This is a genomic window from Thalassomonas sp. RHCl1 (assembly GCF_947387555.1).
Classification (GTDB): Bacteria; Pseudomonadota; Gammaproteobacteria; order Enterobacterales; family Alteromonadaceae; genus Thalassomonas.
In genome coordinates this window covers 1-17,481 of record NZ_CANDNZ010000025.1, presented here as the reverse complement: position 1 = coordinate 17,481, position 17,481 = coordinate 1, and the positions used below count along the sequence as shown (strand labels likewise).

The 17,481-nt window shown below is 53.9% G+C and carries 4 protein-coding genes; all 4 read right to left on the bottom strand.

The window, feature by feature from the left end:
- Positions 1–325: 325 nt before the first annotated feature.
- On the bottom strand, positions 326–1,966 hold the full coding sequence (locus QL234_RS30950) for a cyclic peptide export ABC transporter (RefSeq protein ID WP_281561586.1): 1,641 nt from the start codon (positions 1,964–1,966) through the stop codon (positions 326–328).
- Positions 1,963–5,835 carry an amino acid adenylation domain-containing protein gene (locus QL234_RS30945; protein ID WP_281561585.1) on the bottom strand — a complete coding sequence of 1,291 codons (3,873 nt, stop codon included), beginning with the start codon at positions 5,833–5,835 and terminating at the stop codon, positions 1,963–1,965. The genes QL234_RS30950 and QL234_RS30945 overlap by 4 nt, the downstream gene beginning before the upstream one ends.
- Positions 5,832–14,921: a non-ribosomal peptide synthetase gene (locus QL234_RS30940; protein ID WP_281561584.1), complete on the bottom strand. Its 9,090-nt coding sequence runs from the start codon at positions 14,919–14,921 to the stop codon at positions 5,832–5,834. Before QL234_RS30940 ends, QL234_RS30945 begins: the two co-directional genes overlap by 4 nt.
- A 74-nt stretch (positions 14,922–14,995) precedes the next feature.
- On the bottom strand, positions 14,996–17,481 hold a 2,486-nt coding region (locus QL234_RS30935), incomplete at its 5' end, for an amino acid adenylation domain-containing protein (RefSeq protein WP_281561583.1).

Here is a 17,481-nt window from a genome sequence, read left to right as displayed (position 1 = left end):
ACCAGTTATAGGGGCTGATAAATGCGGACCGTCATGTGATAACAAATAAATGTTTGTCAATATCTTTATCAAATTATAGACATTAACAATAGTTCATTTTTATTTTGAAATGTTGAAAAGCGGACATTCAGCACTAGTTTGAAATCATGATTAGCGTTAACGTTATGCTGGCTTGAAGTGCAGAGGGTATTAATTTATATGACAGGTTTATGGCGGTCCTTGTTGTCGGTTTTTTAATAAATCTTTCAGTGTTTATAAGACATCTTTAAGCAGCAAAGAAAAGGCAGTATGTTCAGTACTGCCTTTATGCCTTAGCGGAACAAACTTAGCTGGTGGCAAACAACTTCTGCTGCCCGGTATTAAAGTTCGACAACTGGCCGCAATCGAGTTTGTAAATATGATCGGCGCAGTCAAAGTAATGGTCATCATGGCTGATGGCGATGATGGTTTTACCTGCCTGTTTCAGCTCCGGCAGTATCTCCCGGTAGAAGACTTCCCGAAATACCGGATCCTGATCCGCCGCCCATTCATCCAGTAACAGCACCTGCCTGTCTTCCATATAGAGCAACATCAAGGCCAGGCGTTTTCTCTGCCCTTGCGACAATGCGGTGGTGGATAATTGGCCCTTGTCTACCGATACCTTGTGGTCGATTGCCAGGCGCTTCAGGTAATAGTCAATTTTCGGGTGATCGTCACTGTTGCCCTGCTCGTCGATAACTTCGTTAAACAAAAAGAAGTTAGGGAAGATGGCAGAGAAGCAGCCGCGTAGTTCACCGGCATTTTCTGCGCCGACCGGCTTATTATTCAGTAGAACTTCACCACTGGTGGGCTGGTATAAACCTGTCAGTATTTTCGCCAGAGTTGATTTACCGCTGCCGTTGCCTCCCACCAGAAAGACCAGTTCACCGGCATTGATATTCAGGTTGACGGCGCCCAAACAAAAACCGGCTTCGTCGTCCTGGGCCGGATATTGGTACACGGCATCTTTTAATGCCAGCGACTGGAATTTCGGCGTTGCCTGCTTGTCCCGGACCGGCAATTCGTCTTTATCTTCCAGGGTCAGGCGGTTAATGGCCGCCAACGCCACTTTGCCTTTAAGGACCGAGGGAATACTGTCGAGTACCATGGAAATCGGGGTACGTAAAAACATGATGGCAAGGATATAGGCGACCACGGTTTCCTGTGATATCGAGGGGAACTGCATCCCGGCAAAGAAGATGACACCCATCAGGGTAAATACCAGCAAGGTGGTCCAGTTCAGGTTTAATGACCATAAAACTTCAGATTTCACCGACTCATCGCGGGAGGCTTCTGCGGTAGGGATCAGCTGTTGCTCCAGCAGAAAACGGCGGCGGTTGCTGTTTAATGCCAACTCATTGCGTCCTTCCACCACGGCTTCGTATTGCTGGAACAGCTCTTCGTCGATATGGCGGATACGGGTGAGCATCTTCTGCAAACTGGCGGTCAGTTTGGCATCACTCCAGACGCCGATCACTACTACCAGGGCGACAAAGGCAAATAACAGCGGCGACAGCCAGCACAGGTAGATCAGGCCCGCGATAACCAACAGGCTGTTATAAATGGCCACCGGCAGCTGCTTGGTGGCATTGGAGAGCATAGTCACATCCCGGGTGAGGACATTGTATATTGCCGGTCCCCCCAGTTGTTCCTGCCTTTCTATGCTGGTGTTGAGGATACGGGCCACCAGGCTTTTGCGCAGCCGGTAGACCATGGTATAGCCGATTTTCACCAGCAATACCTGAGACCAGATGCTGCTGGCCAGCAACAGCACCAGTAAGCCGATATAGGCGGTCACGCCCAGGGTGAAGTCCGGCAGGCCGTTACTCAGGGCGTAGTTGATGCCGCCGATGATGGCGACACCGGTGGCGGCACTGATGGCGCTGGCGAATATCGCCAGCGCGATACTGTACTTGGATTTCTGTAACAGTTGTTTTGCTATATTCATGAGATTGTTTCTGCTTGTGCTGTGATCTGCTCTGGCTTGGCCTTGTCTGCCGTGTTTTGGCCATCCAGGGCCTGGATATTGAGCCTGAACTGAGCCAACAGTTCCTGGTGGGCCAATATCGAGTGGTGATCGGCATCTATCTCCCAGCCTTGCATGCCTGAGCTGGAATATGCCTGCCAGGTGTTTAACTGTGCTTTATGGCTATTACCCCGCCATACCCACAGCGGCGTTGAGATTACGGGGATTTCAGCCTGGTAAAAGTGTTGCTTCAAACACCAGCGCATCATAAATTGCTGCTCCAGCTCCTGGGTAGAAACGTCTGTTGAGATCAGCTGAGCCATTAACGGATGCTGCAATAGTTGTTGCATGGCTTCCTGGTAGCTGCCTTTCAGCCCTGAAGTGATCTCAGTAACATCCTGCTCCGGTAAGTCAATACTTTCTGCCGCCAGGTAATCGCCAAAATCGCTGATCAGCTGCTCGGCGTCATCGCTGACATTAAGCGTTTGTGTCGGATCATAATCTATGATGGCTACAGTGCTGACGGTAAAGCCGCGGGCTTTCATTTTATCCGCCAGCAATACCATATGTCTGCCCGCCAGGCTCCAGCCCGCCAGGATCAGCTGGCGTGATTTTAACGGCAATAACTGCTGAATATAATCATCTAGCAACTGATCCAACTGGCCTGGTGCCGTGTTCAGGATGCGCTGGGGATCCGGGAACAGGCCGTAAACATCGGTTTCATTTTTAAGGCCGTTTATCAGCTGGTTATAGTGGTTGAAGTGGCCTGCAGGGGCGTGCATAAATACCAGGGCATGATTGCTGCCGGTTTCTGAGAAGGCAAACAGGCGTTTTACTTCTGCATTACTCTCCAGATAGGCCGCTATCTGCTCTATGGTTTTATACTGGAACAACAGGTTGCTGGGCAGCTGGTAATGCAGCTGCTGACGGATCAGGGCAATGACCTTGATGGCCGCCAGCGAGTGGCCGCCCAGGGCAAAGAAGTCGTCGGTTACACCAAGCTCGGATACTTTTAAAATGTTTTTCCAGATCCCGGCCAGTTGCTGCTCCAGCGGGGTACGCGGCGCGACTATCTCGTGTTTATCTGCCTGCTCTGCCTGTGCCAGCAGTTGCTTACGGTCAATTTTACCGTTTGAAGTGAAGGGGAATTGTTTCACCGGATAAATAAAGGCGGGCACCATATAGGCAGGCAGATACTGGCCTAAATAGCCGATGATCTCGTCCTGTGCCGGTTGCTTGTCCTGCTCGGGAATAACAAAGGCGAGTAATTTCGCGGTTTCACCCTGGCCGCGTATTTGCAGGCTGGCCTGACTGATATCCGGGTGTCGGGTCAGCAGCAGCTGCACTTCTTCCAGTGCCAGGCGGAAACCGCGGATTTTTACCTGATGATCGGCCCGGCCTATGATGCGGATGCCGCCGTCGGCATGACGGATCGCCAGATCGCCGCTGCGGTACATTTTCTGTCCCGGGATGAAAGGGTCGTCCAGATAAACCTTGCCGGTAAGCTCAGTGTCGTTGAGGTAGCCCCGGGTGACGCCCGCTCCGCCGATATAAAGTTCGGCCAGCTGGCCGCTGATAGCAGCTTGCTGGTTTTTATCCAGCAGGTATATCCGGTTATCCCCCAGGGGAGAGGTTAGCAGGTCATAACCATTGCTGATATCGACTTCACCCATCAGCACCCCGACGGTAGTTTCTGTCGGTCCGTAATGGTTATATACCCGGCAAGTTAAGTTCAGCTGCTGTAATTGCGTTAATAAGCTGCTGCTGATGCCTTCACCACCCAGTACCAGCGCCTTTGCTGGCAGGATATGGCTTTGCGCACCGCAAAGCAGGGCTTCCAGATGGGAAGGTACTATTTTCAGGGCGTCCAGTGGGTGTTGTTCACAGTAACGCGCCAATGCCTGGCCGTCGTGGGCCTGTTCGCCATTGAGCAGGTGCAGGCAGCCACCCGTCAGCCAGGCGGGGAATAACATAGTATTGCCCAAATCGGCGATCAGGGATGAAATCAAGCCATAATGTCCCTGTTTCGGCAGGGCCAGCTGTTTGACCGCGGCCAGGCTGTAATGGCTTAATTGCCTGTGTTCTACCAGTACGCCTTTCGGTTGGCCGGTAGAGCCTGAAGTGTATAGAACATAGGCCAATTGCTCCTGGCTGATGGCCGGGATTTGCAGCTCAAATGTGCCGTCTTGGGCTTTTTCGTTTAGCTGTTGCGGGCTGACAATGTTTTTGCCGGTTAAATTATCCAGTTCAGTGATCACTACCACAGGATCGGCATCATCGATAATTTGCTGCAGCCTGGCCTGTGGCTGCTCCGGGTCTAGCGGCAGGTATGCTGCCCCTGATTTTAATGCTGCCAGCATCGCCACGAGAAATTCGCCGCTGCGGGGAAAGCATAAGGCGACGATTTTTTCACTGCCAGCACCCGATTGCTGCAAGATAGCGGCATAAGCGTCGCTGAGGCGGTCCAGTTCGCCGTAGGTGTAGCAGTTGTCGCCGTCACGCAAGGCGGGGGCGTCAGGGGTTTGCTCTGTCTGGGTTTTAAACAGGCTTACCAGGTTGCCCTGGGGTTGTGCTGTAGCCGGTGTTGCCGCCAGCTCTTCATCCGGCAGCAGGCACTTAAGTTGTGCCAGCGGTGTTCTTGGAGCGGCAAGGGCGGCCGCCAGTAATAGCTGGTAATGTTCCAGCAGGCGCTGCATCGCCCGGGCGTTGTACAGGCCGGTTTGGTAATTCAGGGTTAAGCCGCCGTCGCCTGAGTTGGTCTGGGTATACTGCAGCAGCAGTTCGCTGGCGGTCGGCAGGCCGGCGCTGGTGATATCATCAAGCAGCTCCTGCTGGTGCCAGAAAAAACCGGCCTGTGTGGCGCCCGGGTTTTGTTCGTCAATAACGCTGACATATTCCTGGTATTCCAGCATTTCTTCAAATAACGGCACTAAACCGCGGCTGGCGCCTTCGAGATCGCAGCTGTTTAACTGGTAAAAAGGCAGCGGCAGCGGGCGGGTAAAGAGGCCGAGGCTGGATTCGAATTCCTGGTAATCCAGGCGGCAGTCATGGAAATAGTTTAACTGCAGCTCGTCATGGCCGTTAAGTTTGCTTAGCAGGGCCGCCCAGACCACCAGGGCGATTTGTTGCGGCGCACAGTCGAATTCACCGGCGGCCAGCAGCAGGGCTTGCTGCAGTGGTTGCGGTATGTTGTGTGACAGGCTGGCATAACCGGCCTGATCGGCGGCAGGGCTGTTGTCCTTGCCTTGCTGTTCAATCAGCCTGGCGCCCGGCAGGGCAGACAGGTTGAGGTTGCGCCAATAACTGATGCCGGTTTCGGCTTCTTCATCGCTGAGCAGTTCATTGATCCACTGGCTGTATTCCTGGTATTGCAATTCGGCTTCTTCCTGCGGGGAATAGGGATCGGCAATTAGGTCGCGAATGCGGGCACAGCTGTATTCATCCAGGGTCAGGGACGAACCGGCAAGCAAGATGTTGAGCTCTTCACCCTGGTACCAGAACCAGGCCAGCAAATGCGGCTGTTGCTCGGCAAATAGCTGTTTCGCCTCTTGCTCGGCCGCCTGTTTGTCAAGTGTCTGCTCACAGATGCGAAAGTTAAGTCTGGGGGCCTGTACCTGGGCCCGGGTGACGCTAAGATCTGCCGGCACGCCGTAATAGCTGGCAAGCGCCTGATGGTTCTCCATCAGTTGCAGCAGTCTTTGCTGTTGTTGCCCGGCTGTGCTCGCCGGCGCGAGGGCGGCAGGCAGGCTCAGCCAGAAGTAACGTACTTCGGCGGTTTTGCCGTTGATCAGTTGTTGTTGATGGCTTAATGCTTCACCTAAATCTGTGCCGGGATTTTGCCATAAACTCATAATGCTGTTTCCTTAACCTGTTCTTTATCTGCTTGGTTTTCATTTGTTAATACCTGGCTGTCGAGGGCCTTGCCGGTATGTTTTGCCTGCAGCGGCGGTACCGAAAGGGTTTCTCCCGGCTGGTAGATGTCGCCCATGGCAACGGCAATTTTTCTTTCACCTTCAAACGGGTCCCGGGCATGGGCGGCCAGCATATTGTCGACCATAACGACATCGGCTTTTTGCCAGTCAAACCTGACGGCACAGGCTTCATAAAGTTCGCTGATCAAATCGACCACTTCCTGCTCCAATGGCTCCATATCGCCGTAACAGACGTTTCTCGGCAGGTTATCCAGGCCGCCTGTGGTTAACAGGTGCTGTTGTACGTCCGCTTCCAGGAAACTGAAATGGTGCAGCTGGATCTGGTTAAAGAAACTTTTCTCGCCGGTTACCGGGTGGGTGATCACCGCTGGACATACCTGGCTGATCCTCAGGTTATCTTCGCCGTACCAGGTGTAGTCGATATCATTCTGCTGACATAAGGCTTCGACTTTGCTTCTGTCTTCTGTTTTGAAGAAATGCTGCCAGCTGACGTCCAGTCCGGAGAAGTTGCGGACATAACACAGGTGTTTTTGTTCCAGCTTTTCCCGGATATTTTCCGGCAGGCGCTGGTACATTTCCCGGCAATCGACGATCGGCGTATGCCCGCCGACCGGGGACGGCTGGCTGCAATAGAACCACTGGCGTCTCGGCCAGCGGTGCTGGTGACAACTTTCATTGTGGTACATGATCATCTGATCTTCGGGGTAAGGTGTTGATTTATATATCTTGCTGCCGATGTCGTTTTTCGGCAGATCACCGTACATGGCATAAAGTTCGGGATAAATGGCGACACAAAATTGCTCGAACTCCAGCTCGGTCGGTAAGTTAAAGCCCCTGAAAACGATGCCCGCGTGTACTTCCAGCCAGGAGAGGATCTGCTGCTGGTTTTGTCTTGCCCAGCTCAGGGGATCCAGGCTCGGGTTGTGGCATTGAACCAGCAGGGGGAACGGGCGCTCCGGGTTGAGGGGAGCAGCCGTGACCTGAGGGGTTTCTGAAGTCTTTTTCAGTTTTTTCATTTTGCTGAGCTTGCTCAATTTGCCGGTTTTCTTTGAGCTGACGGCCGTGTTGGACATCTTGGTGCTTTCCTCTTTAGATTTGGATAAGGCTTTTAACGGGGTTTCCGGTCTGGCCACTATTTGTGCCAGTACTTGCAGGAATTCATCCCTCAGAGCCTCTATGGTGTTTTTATTAAATAAACCTGTGCGGTAGACCCAGTTAAAGCTGAGCTCTGCCGGGCGGTCTCCTTGACTGGCGCGCTTTTCATCGGTAAAGGTTTCATTGGCGAAAAGGGCCATATCGAATTTCGAATGCTGCTGGCGCGGGGTAACGGCTTTAACCGTCAGTCCGTCAAGCTGGCGTTCATTGTCCGGGGTGTTTTGCATCACAAACAGCGCCTGGATAAGCGGGTGTACCCCGGGTATTCTTTCTGGCTGCAACGCCTCGACCATGCGGTCAAACGGCAGCATCTGGTGTTCAAAGCCTGACAGGCAGGTATGGCGGACACTTTGCAAATATTCGCTGAACCTTTGGGTTGCCTTGGGTCTGAAGCGCAGCGGCAGCAGGTTGATGAAGAAGCCGATCACTTTCTCCAGCTGGCCGTGGTCGCGGTTTGCGACATCCGTGCCTATCACCACATCCTGCGATTGGCTGTTGTTGTGCAATACCGTACTGTAGGCCGCCATCAGCAGCATAAACAAAGAGCATTGTTGCTGGCTTGCCAGTTGGCTGAGCTGTGCGGTCAGGGGAGCGGGTACCGTGAAGCTGACGACGTCGCCGCGGGTATCCGCTTGCTGTGCTCTTTGCTGATCAAACGGCAATGCCAGCTGCGCCGGTATGCCGGTCAGGGTTTTACGCCAGTAATCCAGGCTAAGGCTTTGCTGCTTGCGTATCTGATCGTTATTTTGCCATGCGGCATAGTCCAGGTAATCGACCTCAGGTTTTTCCAGCGATACCTGGTGCTGATCAAGTGCTTGCTGGTAGCCCAGGATCAAATCGTCAATCAAAAGGCTCATGGACCAGGCATCCGAGGCAATATGGTGTTGTACCAGCTGGCAGAAGTAGGTTGCTTCAGCTGTCTGGTACAGGTACAGCCTTAACGGCGATTCGCTGGTCAGATCGAAAGCGATAGCGGCATTTTCTTCGGTTAACGCCTCTATTTCACCGGCTTTTTCCCTGAGGTCGATAAAGGCAAATGCCGGTACCAGTTCAGGGTTCAGCTTCTGTGCCGCCTCACCTTCATGGGCATGGTAGGTGACCCGCAACATTTCATGTTTTTCACTGACGGCAAGTAGGGCCTGTTTCATGGCGGCAACAGAGACGCTGCCTTGTAATTGCACCTGGGTTTGCATATTGAAACTGGCATCGGAGAGATCCAGCTGCTGCATAAACCAGATCCTTCTCTGGGCATCGGACAGCGGCATAAGTGTATGGCGCTCGGCTACAGGGATCTGCTGATACTGGCTGACCTGCAGCAGTTTTGCCTGCTCCGACAGTAGCGGATGCTCAAACAGGGTTTGCAGCGGCAGGTTGAGGTTTTCCCGGTTCAGCCGGGCTTTTAACCGGGCGGCAAGCAGGGAATGGCCGCCGAGGGTAAAGAAATTGTCGTCGGCCTTGATAAAATCGACCTTAAGCAGCTCCTGCCAGATGGCTGCCAGTCTTTGCTCGGCGTCCGTTAATGGCACAGCTTGCTCCCGGCTTGCCACAACAGGTGCCGGCAGCGCCTTGCGGTCGATCTTGTTATTGCTGTTTACCGGTAGCTTCTCCATCACCTGATACAGGTTCGGTAACATATAGGCAGGCAGACTGAGTTTCAGCTGCTGATGAATTTCTCCGGTAAACTGCTCGCTGTCAGCCTGGGTTGCTTCCCGGCTTTCCAGATAAGCCACCAGCTGGTTGTCGACCACAGTGACCGCTGCGGCACGGATCTGCGGGTTAAGCAATAATGCGCTTTCTATTTCTCCCGGCTCGATTCGGTAGCCGCGGACTTTAAGCTGGAAATCAACCCGGCCGATAAAGCTTAGCTGGCCGTCCCTGAGGCACTTCACCCGGTCGCCGGTGCGGTACAGGCGGCCGAACTCTGGATGTTGGATAAAGCTGCTTTGGCTCTGCTCAGGGTTAAAACGGTAGCCGCGGGCCAGGGTATTGCCGCCGATATACAGTTCGCCCGCCACGCCAAGGGGCACCGGCATCAGTTGCCCGTCCAGCACATACATGCGGTTGTGGGGTAACGGCGTGCCGATAGGTACATTGCCTGCAGGTCTTTGGCTGACCGGGTAATAGGAAGACCAGACCGTAGTTTCCGTCGGACCGTAAACATTGATCAGTGACTTGCAACGGTTTTGCAGGCTTGTGGCCAGCTCGACATCCAGGGCTTCGCCACCAGAAACGGCATGTACTTGTGCCAGCAGTTGCTCCGGCAACTGGCTTAGTAAACGCCAGCTTGCCGGGGTTGCCTGGATAAGATCGACGCTGTTGCCTGTGATCAGTTCTGCTAACAATTCGGGATCTAGCTGGGCCTGTTCATCGGCAATAACGACAGTGGCGCCCCGGGTCAGGGGCAGGCAAAGCTCAAGCCCGGCAATATCAAAGGTGATAGTGGTCAGGGCCAGAATGCGCTCAAATGAAGGCAATACACTCTCTATTGCCCGTAAGAAGGCGGCAAAGTTGCGTCTTTCTATTTCCACGCCTTTCGGGGTGCCGGTTGAACCTGAGGTGTACAGTGTATAGGCCAGGGCATCGGCGGCAAAAGGTAGTTGCGGATTGCTTGCCGCCTGTTGTGCCAATGTCTGCTCTGAGCTTAGATCAATCAGTGGGCAGGCAAGGGCAGACGATTCAAGCAAGCTCCTGGTTTGCTGATCGCATAAACAAAGCTCGGCTTTGGCATGCGCCAAAATACCTGAGATCCTTTGCTGCGGATGCTTGGGATCCAGCGGCAGGTAAGCCGCACCGGCTTTTTGGATGGCCAGCAGGGTCATCAGCATTTGATAACCGCGGGGCAGGCAAAAGGCTACCAGCTGGTCCTGCCCGATACCGCGGTTCATCAACCAATGGGCGAGGCGGTTGGCATCGCTGTTCAGGGCCTGGTAGCTGTAGTTCTGACTATCGGCGACAACGGCGACGGCATCCGGCGTTTGGGCGGCCTGCTGTTCGAAACGGCGGATAAAGTCATCCTGTTCGCCGATTTCAGAGCTGGGCTGCTGAATAAAGTTATAACCGGCAGACACCAGCTTCAGACTGCTTAAACTCTGCTGCTGTCCCCGGGTTAACCAGGTTAAGATCTGCTGGTAATCACCAAATAACTGGCTGATGGTTTCAGCCCGGAACAGGGCGCTGTTATATTCGATTTGCAGCGACAGTTCCTCACGGCGTAACAGGTTAAAGCTGAGCTCGTACTTAGTATTGACTTCGGCTTGCTCCCGGCTGGTAAAGCTGAGGCCTGGGATGTTTAATGCCCGTTTGTGCTGGTGGTCTGCCTGGTAGTTAAACAGGGCCTGGAATACCGGCGGCCGGCTTAAGTCCCGCTCGGGATTTAACGACTCCAGCAACTGCTCCAGCGGCATGTCCTGGCGGGACAGATCTTGCTGCAGTGCTGCTGACATCTGTTTTAACCAGGACTCGGCGGCTAACTCGGGTGTGATCTGCACCCGGTTGATCAGGGTATTGATAAAGACCCCCACCATGTTCTGGCTGTCGGCGTCTTCCCTGCCGGATACCGGGATGCCGACGGCGAAGTCTGTTTGGCCACTGTAACGCCATAACAGCAGTTGGAAGGCTGCCAGGAGCACGCTAAAAGGCGTGGTTTTTAGGCCGGCTGCATAGCTTTCCAGCTGTTGGGTTAACTCAGCTTCCAGCTGCCACTCTGCACTCGCCCCTTCATTGCTTTGCCTGGTGGGCCAGGGATTATCCGCCGGTAAAGCCAGGGTGTGGGGCATGCCTTCAAGGCGCTCAAGCCAGTAATTGCTGAGTGCCTTATCGGTTTGCCGGTTTTGGTTGTGTTGGTATGCGACATAATCCAGATAGCCGGGCTCGTCCGTCTGCGCCGGGGTGAATTGCGGATCCTGCTGGAAATTGCGGTACAACTCGAGGAAGTCCTGGATCAATAAGCCCATGGACCAGCCATCGGTGGCGATATGGTGGATATTGAACACCAGGTGGTAATGATCCTGCGATACAGGGAACAAGTCTATGGCAATCAGTTGTCCCGAGCCCAGGTCAAAGACTTTGCTGGCTACCCGGTTGCGGTTTTCTTCATTGTTGTCCTGTGTGCTGTGAACTTTCACCGGCTGGTATGCCTGGGCCACCTGCTGGAAAACTTTGTCTTCTTGTTCAAAGTAACGGCATCTGAGCATCTCGTGCTTTTGCACCAGCGCCAGTCCGGTTTGGCTCAAGGCCGCTAAATCCAGCTGACCTTTGACTTCGAACTGCGCCGGCAGGTTATAGGCCGTGTTTGTCGGCTCAAGCTGTTGCATAAACCAGAGCCTTTGCTGGGCAACAGACAGAGGCTGGGGCTGGTTGCGGTCAACCCGGGGTAAAGCCGGTGCTGGTTCTTGCGCCTGGCTTGCTGGTGCCTGTCCTGTGCTTTCGCCGCTTTTTTGCTGTTCCCGGACTGCCTGGGCCAGGGCTGCAGGTGAGCTGTGGTCCATCAGCATTTTCGGGGTAAAGCTGATACCGGCCCCCCTGGCCTTGGCGATAAGCTGCAGGCTCATGATGGAGTCGCCGCCGCTTTGGTAAAAGTCGCTTTGCTCTGTGATGGTATCGCCGAGTATTTCCCGGTACAGGGCCAGCAGTTGTTCGCAGATGGCATCTTTCGGACCTTCGGCTAAGGCTGCTACCTTGCTCAGGGTTCTGTTGTTGATGATCTCGACAGGTTTAAGCTTGATACCCTGGCGGGCGGCCAGGCCTATCATTTGCAGGCTCTTGATCGAATCGCCGCCTAAGGCGAAAAAGTCATCGTCCGCATTTATGCTGTCAACATTGAGCAGCTGCTGCCAGATCTCCGCCAGCTTTGCTTCGCTGGCAGTTAATGGCCGGTGCTGTGTTTGCTGCTGTTCAAGCTCTGGAGCAGGCAAGCTCTTGCGGTCTATCTTACCGTTGGCATTTAGCGGTAGTTGCTTAAGGCATAACCAGCTGTCCGGCACCATATAGTCCGGCAGTGCCTGCTGCAGCCTTAGCTGGACTGCGGGCAGTTCGCTTTCCGGCATTTGCAGCCAGGCAACCAGCAACTGGCGGTCATCTTGTTGGTGCATCAGTACGCAAGCCTGCTCGACTTCACTTTGCTGCGCTAACCAGGCGCTGATTTCACCAAGTTCGATACGGTAGCCGCGGCGTTTGACCTGATCATCGCCGCGCCCAAGGTATTCTATCAGACCGCTGTGGTTGAGCCTGACCCTGTCGCCGGTGGCATAATAACGTTTGCCTTCGCTGTCCAGGATAAAACTGGCAGCCGTCTGCTCCGGTGCCTGCCAGTAACCGCTGGCTAGTTGCGGGCCGGAGATTCTCAGCTCGCCGACCACGCCTTGAGGCACTACATTGCCCTGTGCATCGCAAACCTTAAGCTGCATGCCGGGTAAAGGTGTGCCAAGCGGCGCAACCGGGCTGATGCCTTGCGGAATGCGGCTTAACTTGTTGGCACAGACGCCGACCGTGGCTTCGGTGGGTCCGTAGTGGTTGATGATCTCAAGTTCAGGCGCCAGGGCGGTTAACTTGTCAAGCAGATCCGCCGTTAAACCCTCGCCACCGAGGAACAGCGCTTTTTTCGGCAATACCGCTTCAGGGTTTTCCAGGCTTAGCAGGGCATTAAGGTGCGACGGCGTGATTTTAAGGCAGTCGGCTGGATGCTGGCTAAGGAAATCCGCCAATGCCGGCGGATCAAAAGCCAGCTCGGCATTTGGCAGCAGCAGGCATTGTCCCTGATACAGGGCCGCCAGCACAGAAGTCAGGCCGAGATCGGCGGCAACGGTCGCCAGGGTCAGCCACTTGCTGCCTTCGGGTTGGGGATATTGCTGGGAGAAAGCGCTGGCATAATGGCTCAGGGCGCGGTGGCTGATCACTGTGCCTTTAGGTTTACCGGTAGAGCCCGAGGTGTAGATAATATAGGCGCTGCTGTCGAGATCCGGGGACTGCACTTCAACGCTGGTATCAAAACCCTGCGGCCATTGCGCCAGGATTTCTTGTTTTACCTGAGTAAAATCATGTGCCTTTGATGTGACCACTAAAGCGGCGCCGGCATCCAGTGCCAGGTTTTCCAGGCGCTGGTCCGGCTGGCGCGGATCCATCATGATACAGACAATGCCAAGACGCCAGCATGCCAGCATCAGGGCGACCTGCAGCGGCTCGCGGTTCATGCATAACCCCAGGTGCTGGCCTTTGCTGATCCCGTGGGACTGCAGCCAGCCCATCAGCTGGACCACTTCTTGTTCCAGCTGTTGGTAGCTGTAGTGGTTTTCACCGTCGGACAGTGCCAGTTGCCCGCCATCATGGCCGGCTAGGGTTTCGGTAATGAGCTGTTGCGGCGTTGCCAGTGCCGGGCCGGTCAGTGCGCTTAAGTCCTGCTCAAAGCGGATTTGTGATAAACGAATGTCCGGCTGCGTCAGGGTGACGGCTATGATGGTTTGCAGGTTGGCCAGCAACCGGGCTATGGTCTCATGCTCAAACAGTTCTGTGCTGTATTCCAGTTCCAGCGCTATACTGCCGTCTGCCTGCTCCATGACCCGCAGGCTGAGATCAAAACGGGCTGAGCTTTGTTGCGGGGTGATGATTGTTCCCCGGGTATTGCTTAGCTGTATGTCATTGCCGCTTTGCAGTCCGACATGAATAAACATTACCTGGAAGATCGGGCTATGGTAAGGATTAGCTTTAATGTCCAGCAAGGGGGCGAGTTGTTCGAACGGAAAGTCCTGGTGATCAAAGGCTTGTCCCGTGGTTTTTTGGCATAAGGCCAAAGACTCGTTAAAGCTGGGATCCCCGTTTAACTTGTGTCTTACCACCAGGGTGTTGAGCAGGGGCCCCACCAGGGAGGCAAGCTCTTCCCGGGTGCGGTTGGCCACTGAGCTGCCGAAACAAAAATCCTCCTGTCCGCTATAGCGGGCCAATAACCAGGCAAAGGCGGTTTGCAAATGGATATACAGGGTATTACCGGCGGCATTGACCTGTTGGCGCAGGGTCTGGCTTTGCTTCTGATCGAGCAGCAATTGTTGGGTGTTACCGGCAAAAGTACGATCTTTGGCTTTTTTCCGTGCCCGATCCAACGGCAGGCTCAGCAATTCGGGTAACTCCTTAAGCTGTTGCTGCCAGTAGTTTTGCTGGCGGGTAAAGTCATCGCCGGTTAACCAGGCTTGTTGCCAGCTGGCATAGTCCTGATATTGGATTGACGGCTCGGGTAAGGATACCGTTTCTTTTTGCACAGCTCCCTGGTAAAGCAGGGCCAGCTCCCGGTTGAAGACTTCCATCGACCAGGCGTCAAAGGCGACATGGTGGATAGTGACAAATAAATAATAAGCTTGCTGATCCTGGTATAAGGTTACTTTAAACGGTGCTTGGCAGGTTAGATCAAACTTGTATGCCTGCTCCTGCTGATAGGTTTGCTCCAACCAGTCGGTTTGGGACTGTTCCGGGCTATATATTACCGGCAGGCTCTGCAGGCTGATTCGGGTATTTTCCAGCAGGTGTGATTGCCAGTTGCCTTGGGCGTCTTGCCTGAAACAGGTAGACATTACCCGGTGGCGGCTGATCAGGGCATTAACCGCCTGTTCCAGTGCTTGCGGATCCAGGCCGTTATCAAAACTCAGTACCGAGCATAAATTATACAGAGCATGCTGGTTGACCTGTTCGGCCACCAGAAACCTTTGCTGGGCCAGAGACAGCTTGTTTTGTTGCTGCTGTGAGGCCACTATGGGCAATTGCCAGCTGTTGATGCCCTGCTCCGCCAGTTTCTGGCGGAATAAAACCTGTTTGTCCCGGGGTAATTGGTTCAGACGTTTGGCTATTTCTACATAACGTGACTGCACGTTTATTCCTCAAATTCGTTTAGTTGTTCTTTATTGCCGTTTACGCGGCTATTGGCACAGATATCAATACCGGCCTAGATTTCAAATTCATCCAGCAGCTGATCCATAAAGTCCAGCGACTCATCCTGCGCTTGCGCCGGTGTCAGCTGCTCGGCGATAGTGGCTATGGTCGGTGACTTAAACAGGGTCTGCAGTGATAAGCTGGTATTAAATTCCGCTTCGATACGGCTGATCAGTTTCATTGCCAGCAGGGAGTGGCCGCCAAGCTCGAAAAAGTTTGCCGAAATACTGATTTCTTGCGCATCCAGGACGAGTAAATCTGCCCAGACTTCCGCCAGGGCCAGCTGCTCGGGGGTTTCTGCTTTTATAAACTCGGCAGAAGCGTTAAATTCCGGCTTAGGCAAGGCATTTCGGTTGATTTTGCCGCTTACCGTCAGCGGCCAGCTTTGCTGGCTGATAAAGACTGCCGGCACCATATAGTCAGGCAATACCCGGCTCAGTTGCTCTTTAACAGACGGGATCAGCTGGTTATTGCCTTCGCTGGTGTCCTCGCCGATGAAATAAGCCACCAGGTGCTGCTCGCTTTTTTGGTCGGTATGGGCGATAACCAGGGCGGAGGCAATTTCAGGCAGTTGTTTTAACTGGTGCTCGATTTCTCCCAACTCGATACGTAGGCCGCGGATTTTCACCTGATGATCGCTGCGTCCCAGGTATTCCAGGCTGCCGTCCGGCAGGTAACGCACCAGATCGCCGGTTTTATATAACCTGTCGGTGGCAAGCTCAGGGAAAGGGTTGTCGACAAACTGTTTTGCCGTCAGTTCCTCCCGGTTGAGGTAGCCGCGGGCCAGGCCGGCGCCGCCGATATGCAGCTCGCCGGTGACGCCCAAGGGCACCAATTGCATGCTTTCGTTTAATACCAGCAGCTGGGTATTTTGCATGGCGTGGCCGATCGGTACTGTATGCAGGTTGGAATCCGGGGCACAGGCCCAGTAACTGACGTCTATGGCTGCTTCGGTGGGGCCGTAGAGGTTGTGCAGTTCTGCTTGTGTACCGGTAGCGAAGAAGCTGGTTTCCAGCTCTTTGGAAACCGCCTCGCCGCAACAGAAGACCCGTGTGACGCTGGTGCACTCCTGCCAGTTGCTGCCCGCCAGCATCAGGCTGAGCATGGAGGGGACAAAGTGCAGGGTAGTGATCTGGTGTTTCTTGATCACAGACTCCAGGTATTTGGGATCTTTATGGCCTTCGGGTTTGGCGATCACCAGGCATGCGCCTGAAATCAGCGGCCAGATCAGCTCCTGCAGGGAAACATCAAAACTATAAGGGGTTTTCTGCAGTACCTTATCTTGTGTCGTCAGTGGATATTGTTTTTGCTTGGCATCTGCTTGGTTAACCAGACCCTGATGGGTACAGACAACTCCTTTAGGCACGCCGGTTGAGCCCGAGGTATAGATGACATAAGCACAGCTTAACGGCGATTGTATCCGGGGACGTTCAATGCTGTTTGGGGATAAAGCGGCTAAATCCGCTGCCAGGGCTGCTTCGTCAATGGCCAGTACCGGAATGTCGCTCAGGCCGTTTAAGTTGTCGGCCAGGTGCTGCTGGCTGATAATGGCAAGCGGCTGGCTGTCGTCCAGGATGGCGCCGATCCTTGATGCCGGTAATTGCGGATCCAGAGGCACATAAGCGGCACCGGCTTTTAATACCCCCCAGATAGCTACCAGCATTTCGATGGATCGCTCCATATAAAGGGCAACCAGGGCTTCCGGTTTGGCACCAGATGCAAGCAGGTGTCTTGCCAGCTGGTTGGCTCTTTGCTCCAGCTGACGGTAACTCAGTTGCTGGTTCTGGAAAATTAACGCGGTATTGTCCGGGGTTTTCGCTACCTGGGCTTCGAATAAATCGTAAATGCATTTATCGTCAGGATAATTCTGAGCGGTGGCGCTTAAGGCAAATAAACTTTGTTGCTCTTTCTCCGGCAATACCGAGTATTGGTTGATTAGATCTTGGGTATTGTTCGCCAGCAGGTCGGTTAACCGGGTCAGGGCGGTGATCATATAATCCAGTATGCGTTCGGCATCTATTTGCGCCTCTACCTGAACATTGATCAGGAAATCCTGACCGTAATCATCGACGGCAACCGAGAAAGGATAGTTGGTTCTTTCTATCGGGTCGATAAATTTCAGGTTGGTCAGCGCATGTTGACCGCCGTCCTTCTGGGCCTTGCGGGTATGGCGGTAATTTAATAGTGCGGTAAACAAGGGCGCATCGCCATTGATTCCGCTGCAGCTTTGGGCAAAAGCCAGGGAGACCTGCTCGTGTGGTAATAATTGGTGTAAGGCCTCATCTGTCTGTCGCACTAAGGCTTCTGCACTGTTGTTTGCCAGACTAATACGCAGCGGCAGGGTATTGATAAACATGCCCATCATAGAGGCTGCTCCTTCGACTCCCTGCAAGCGTCCGGACATCACGGTACCGAAAACAATATCTTTTTGTCCGCTGCAAGCGGCGATAACCATAGCATAGGCACTGTGGAATAAGGCCGCCGGGCTGAGCTTTAAGC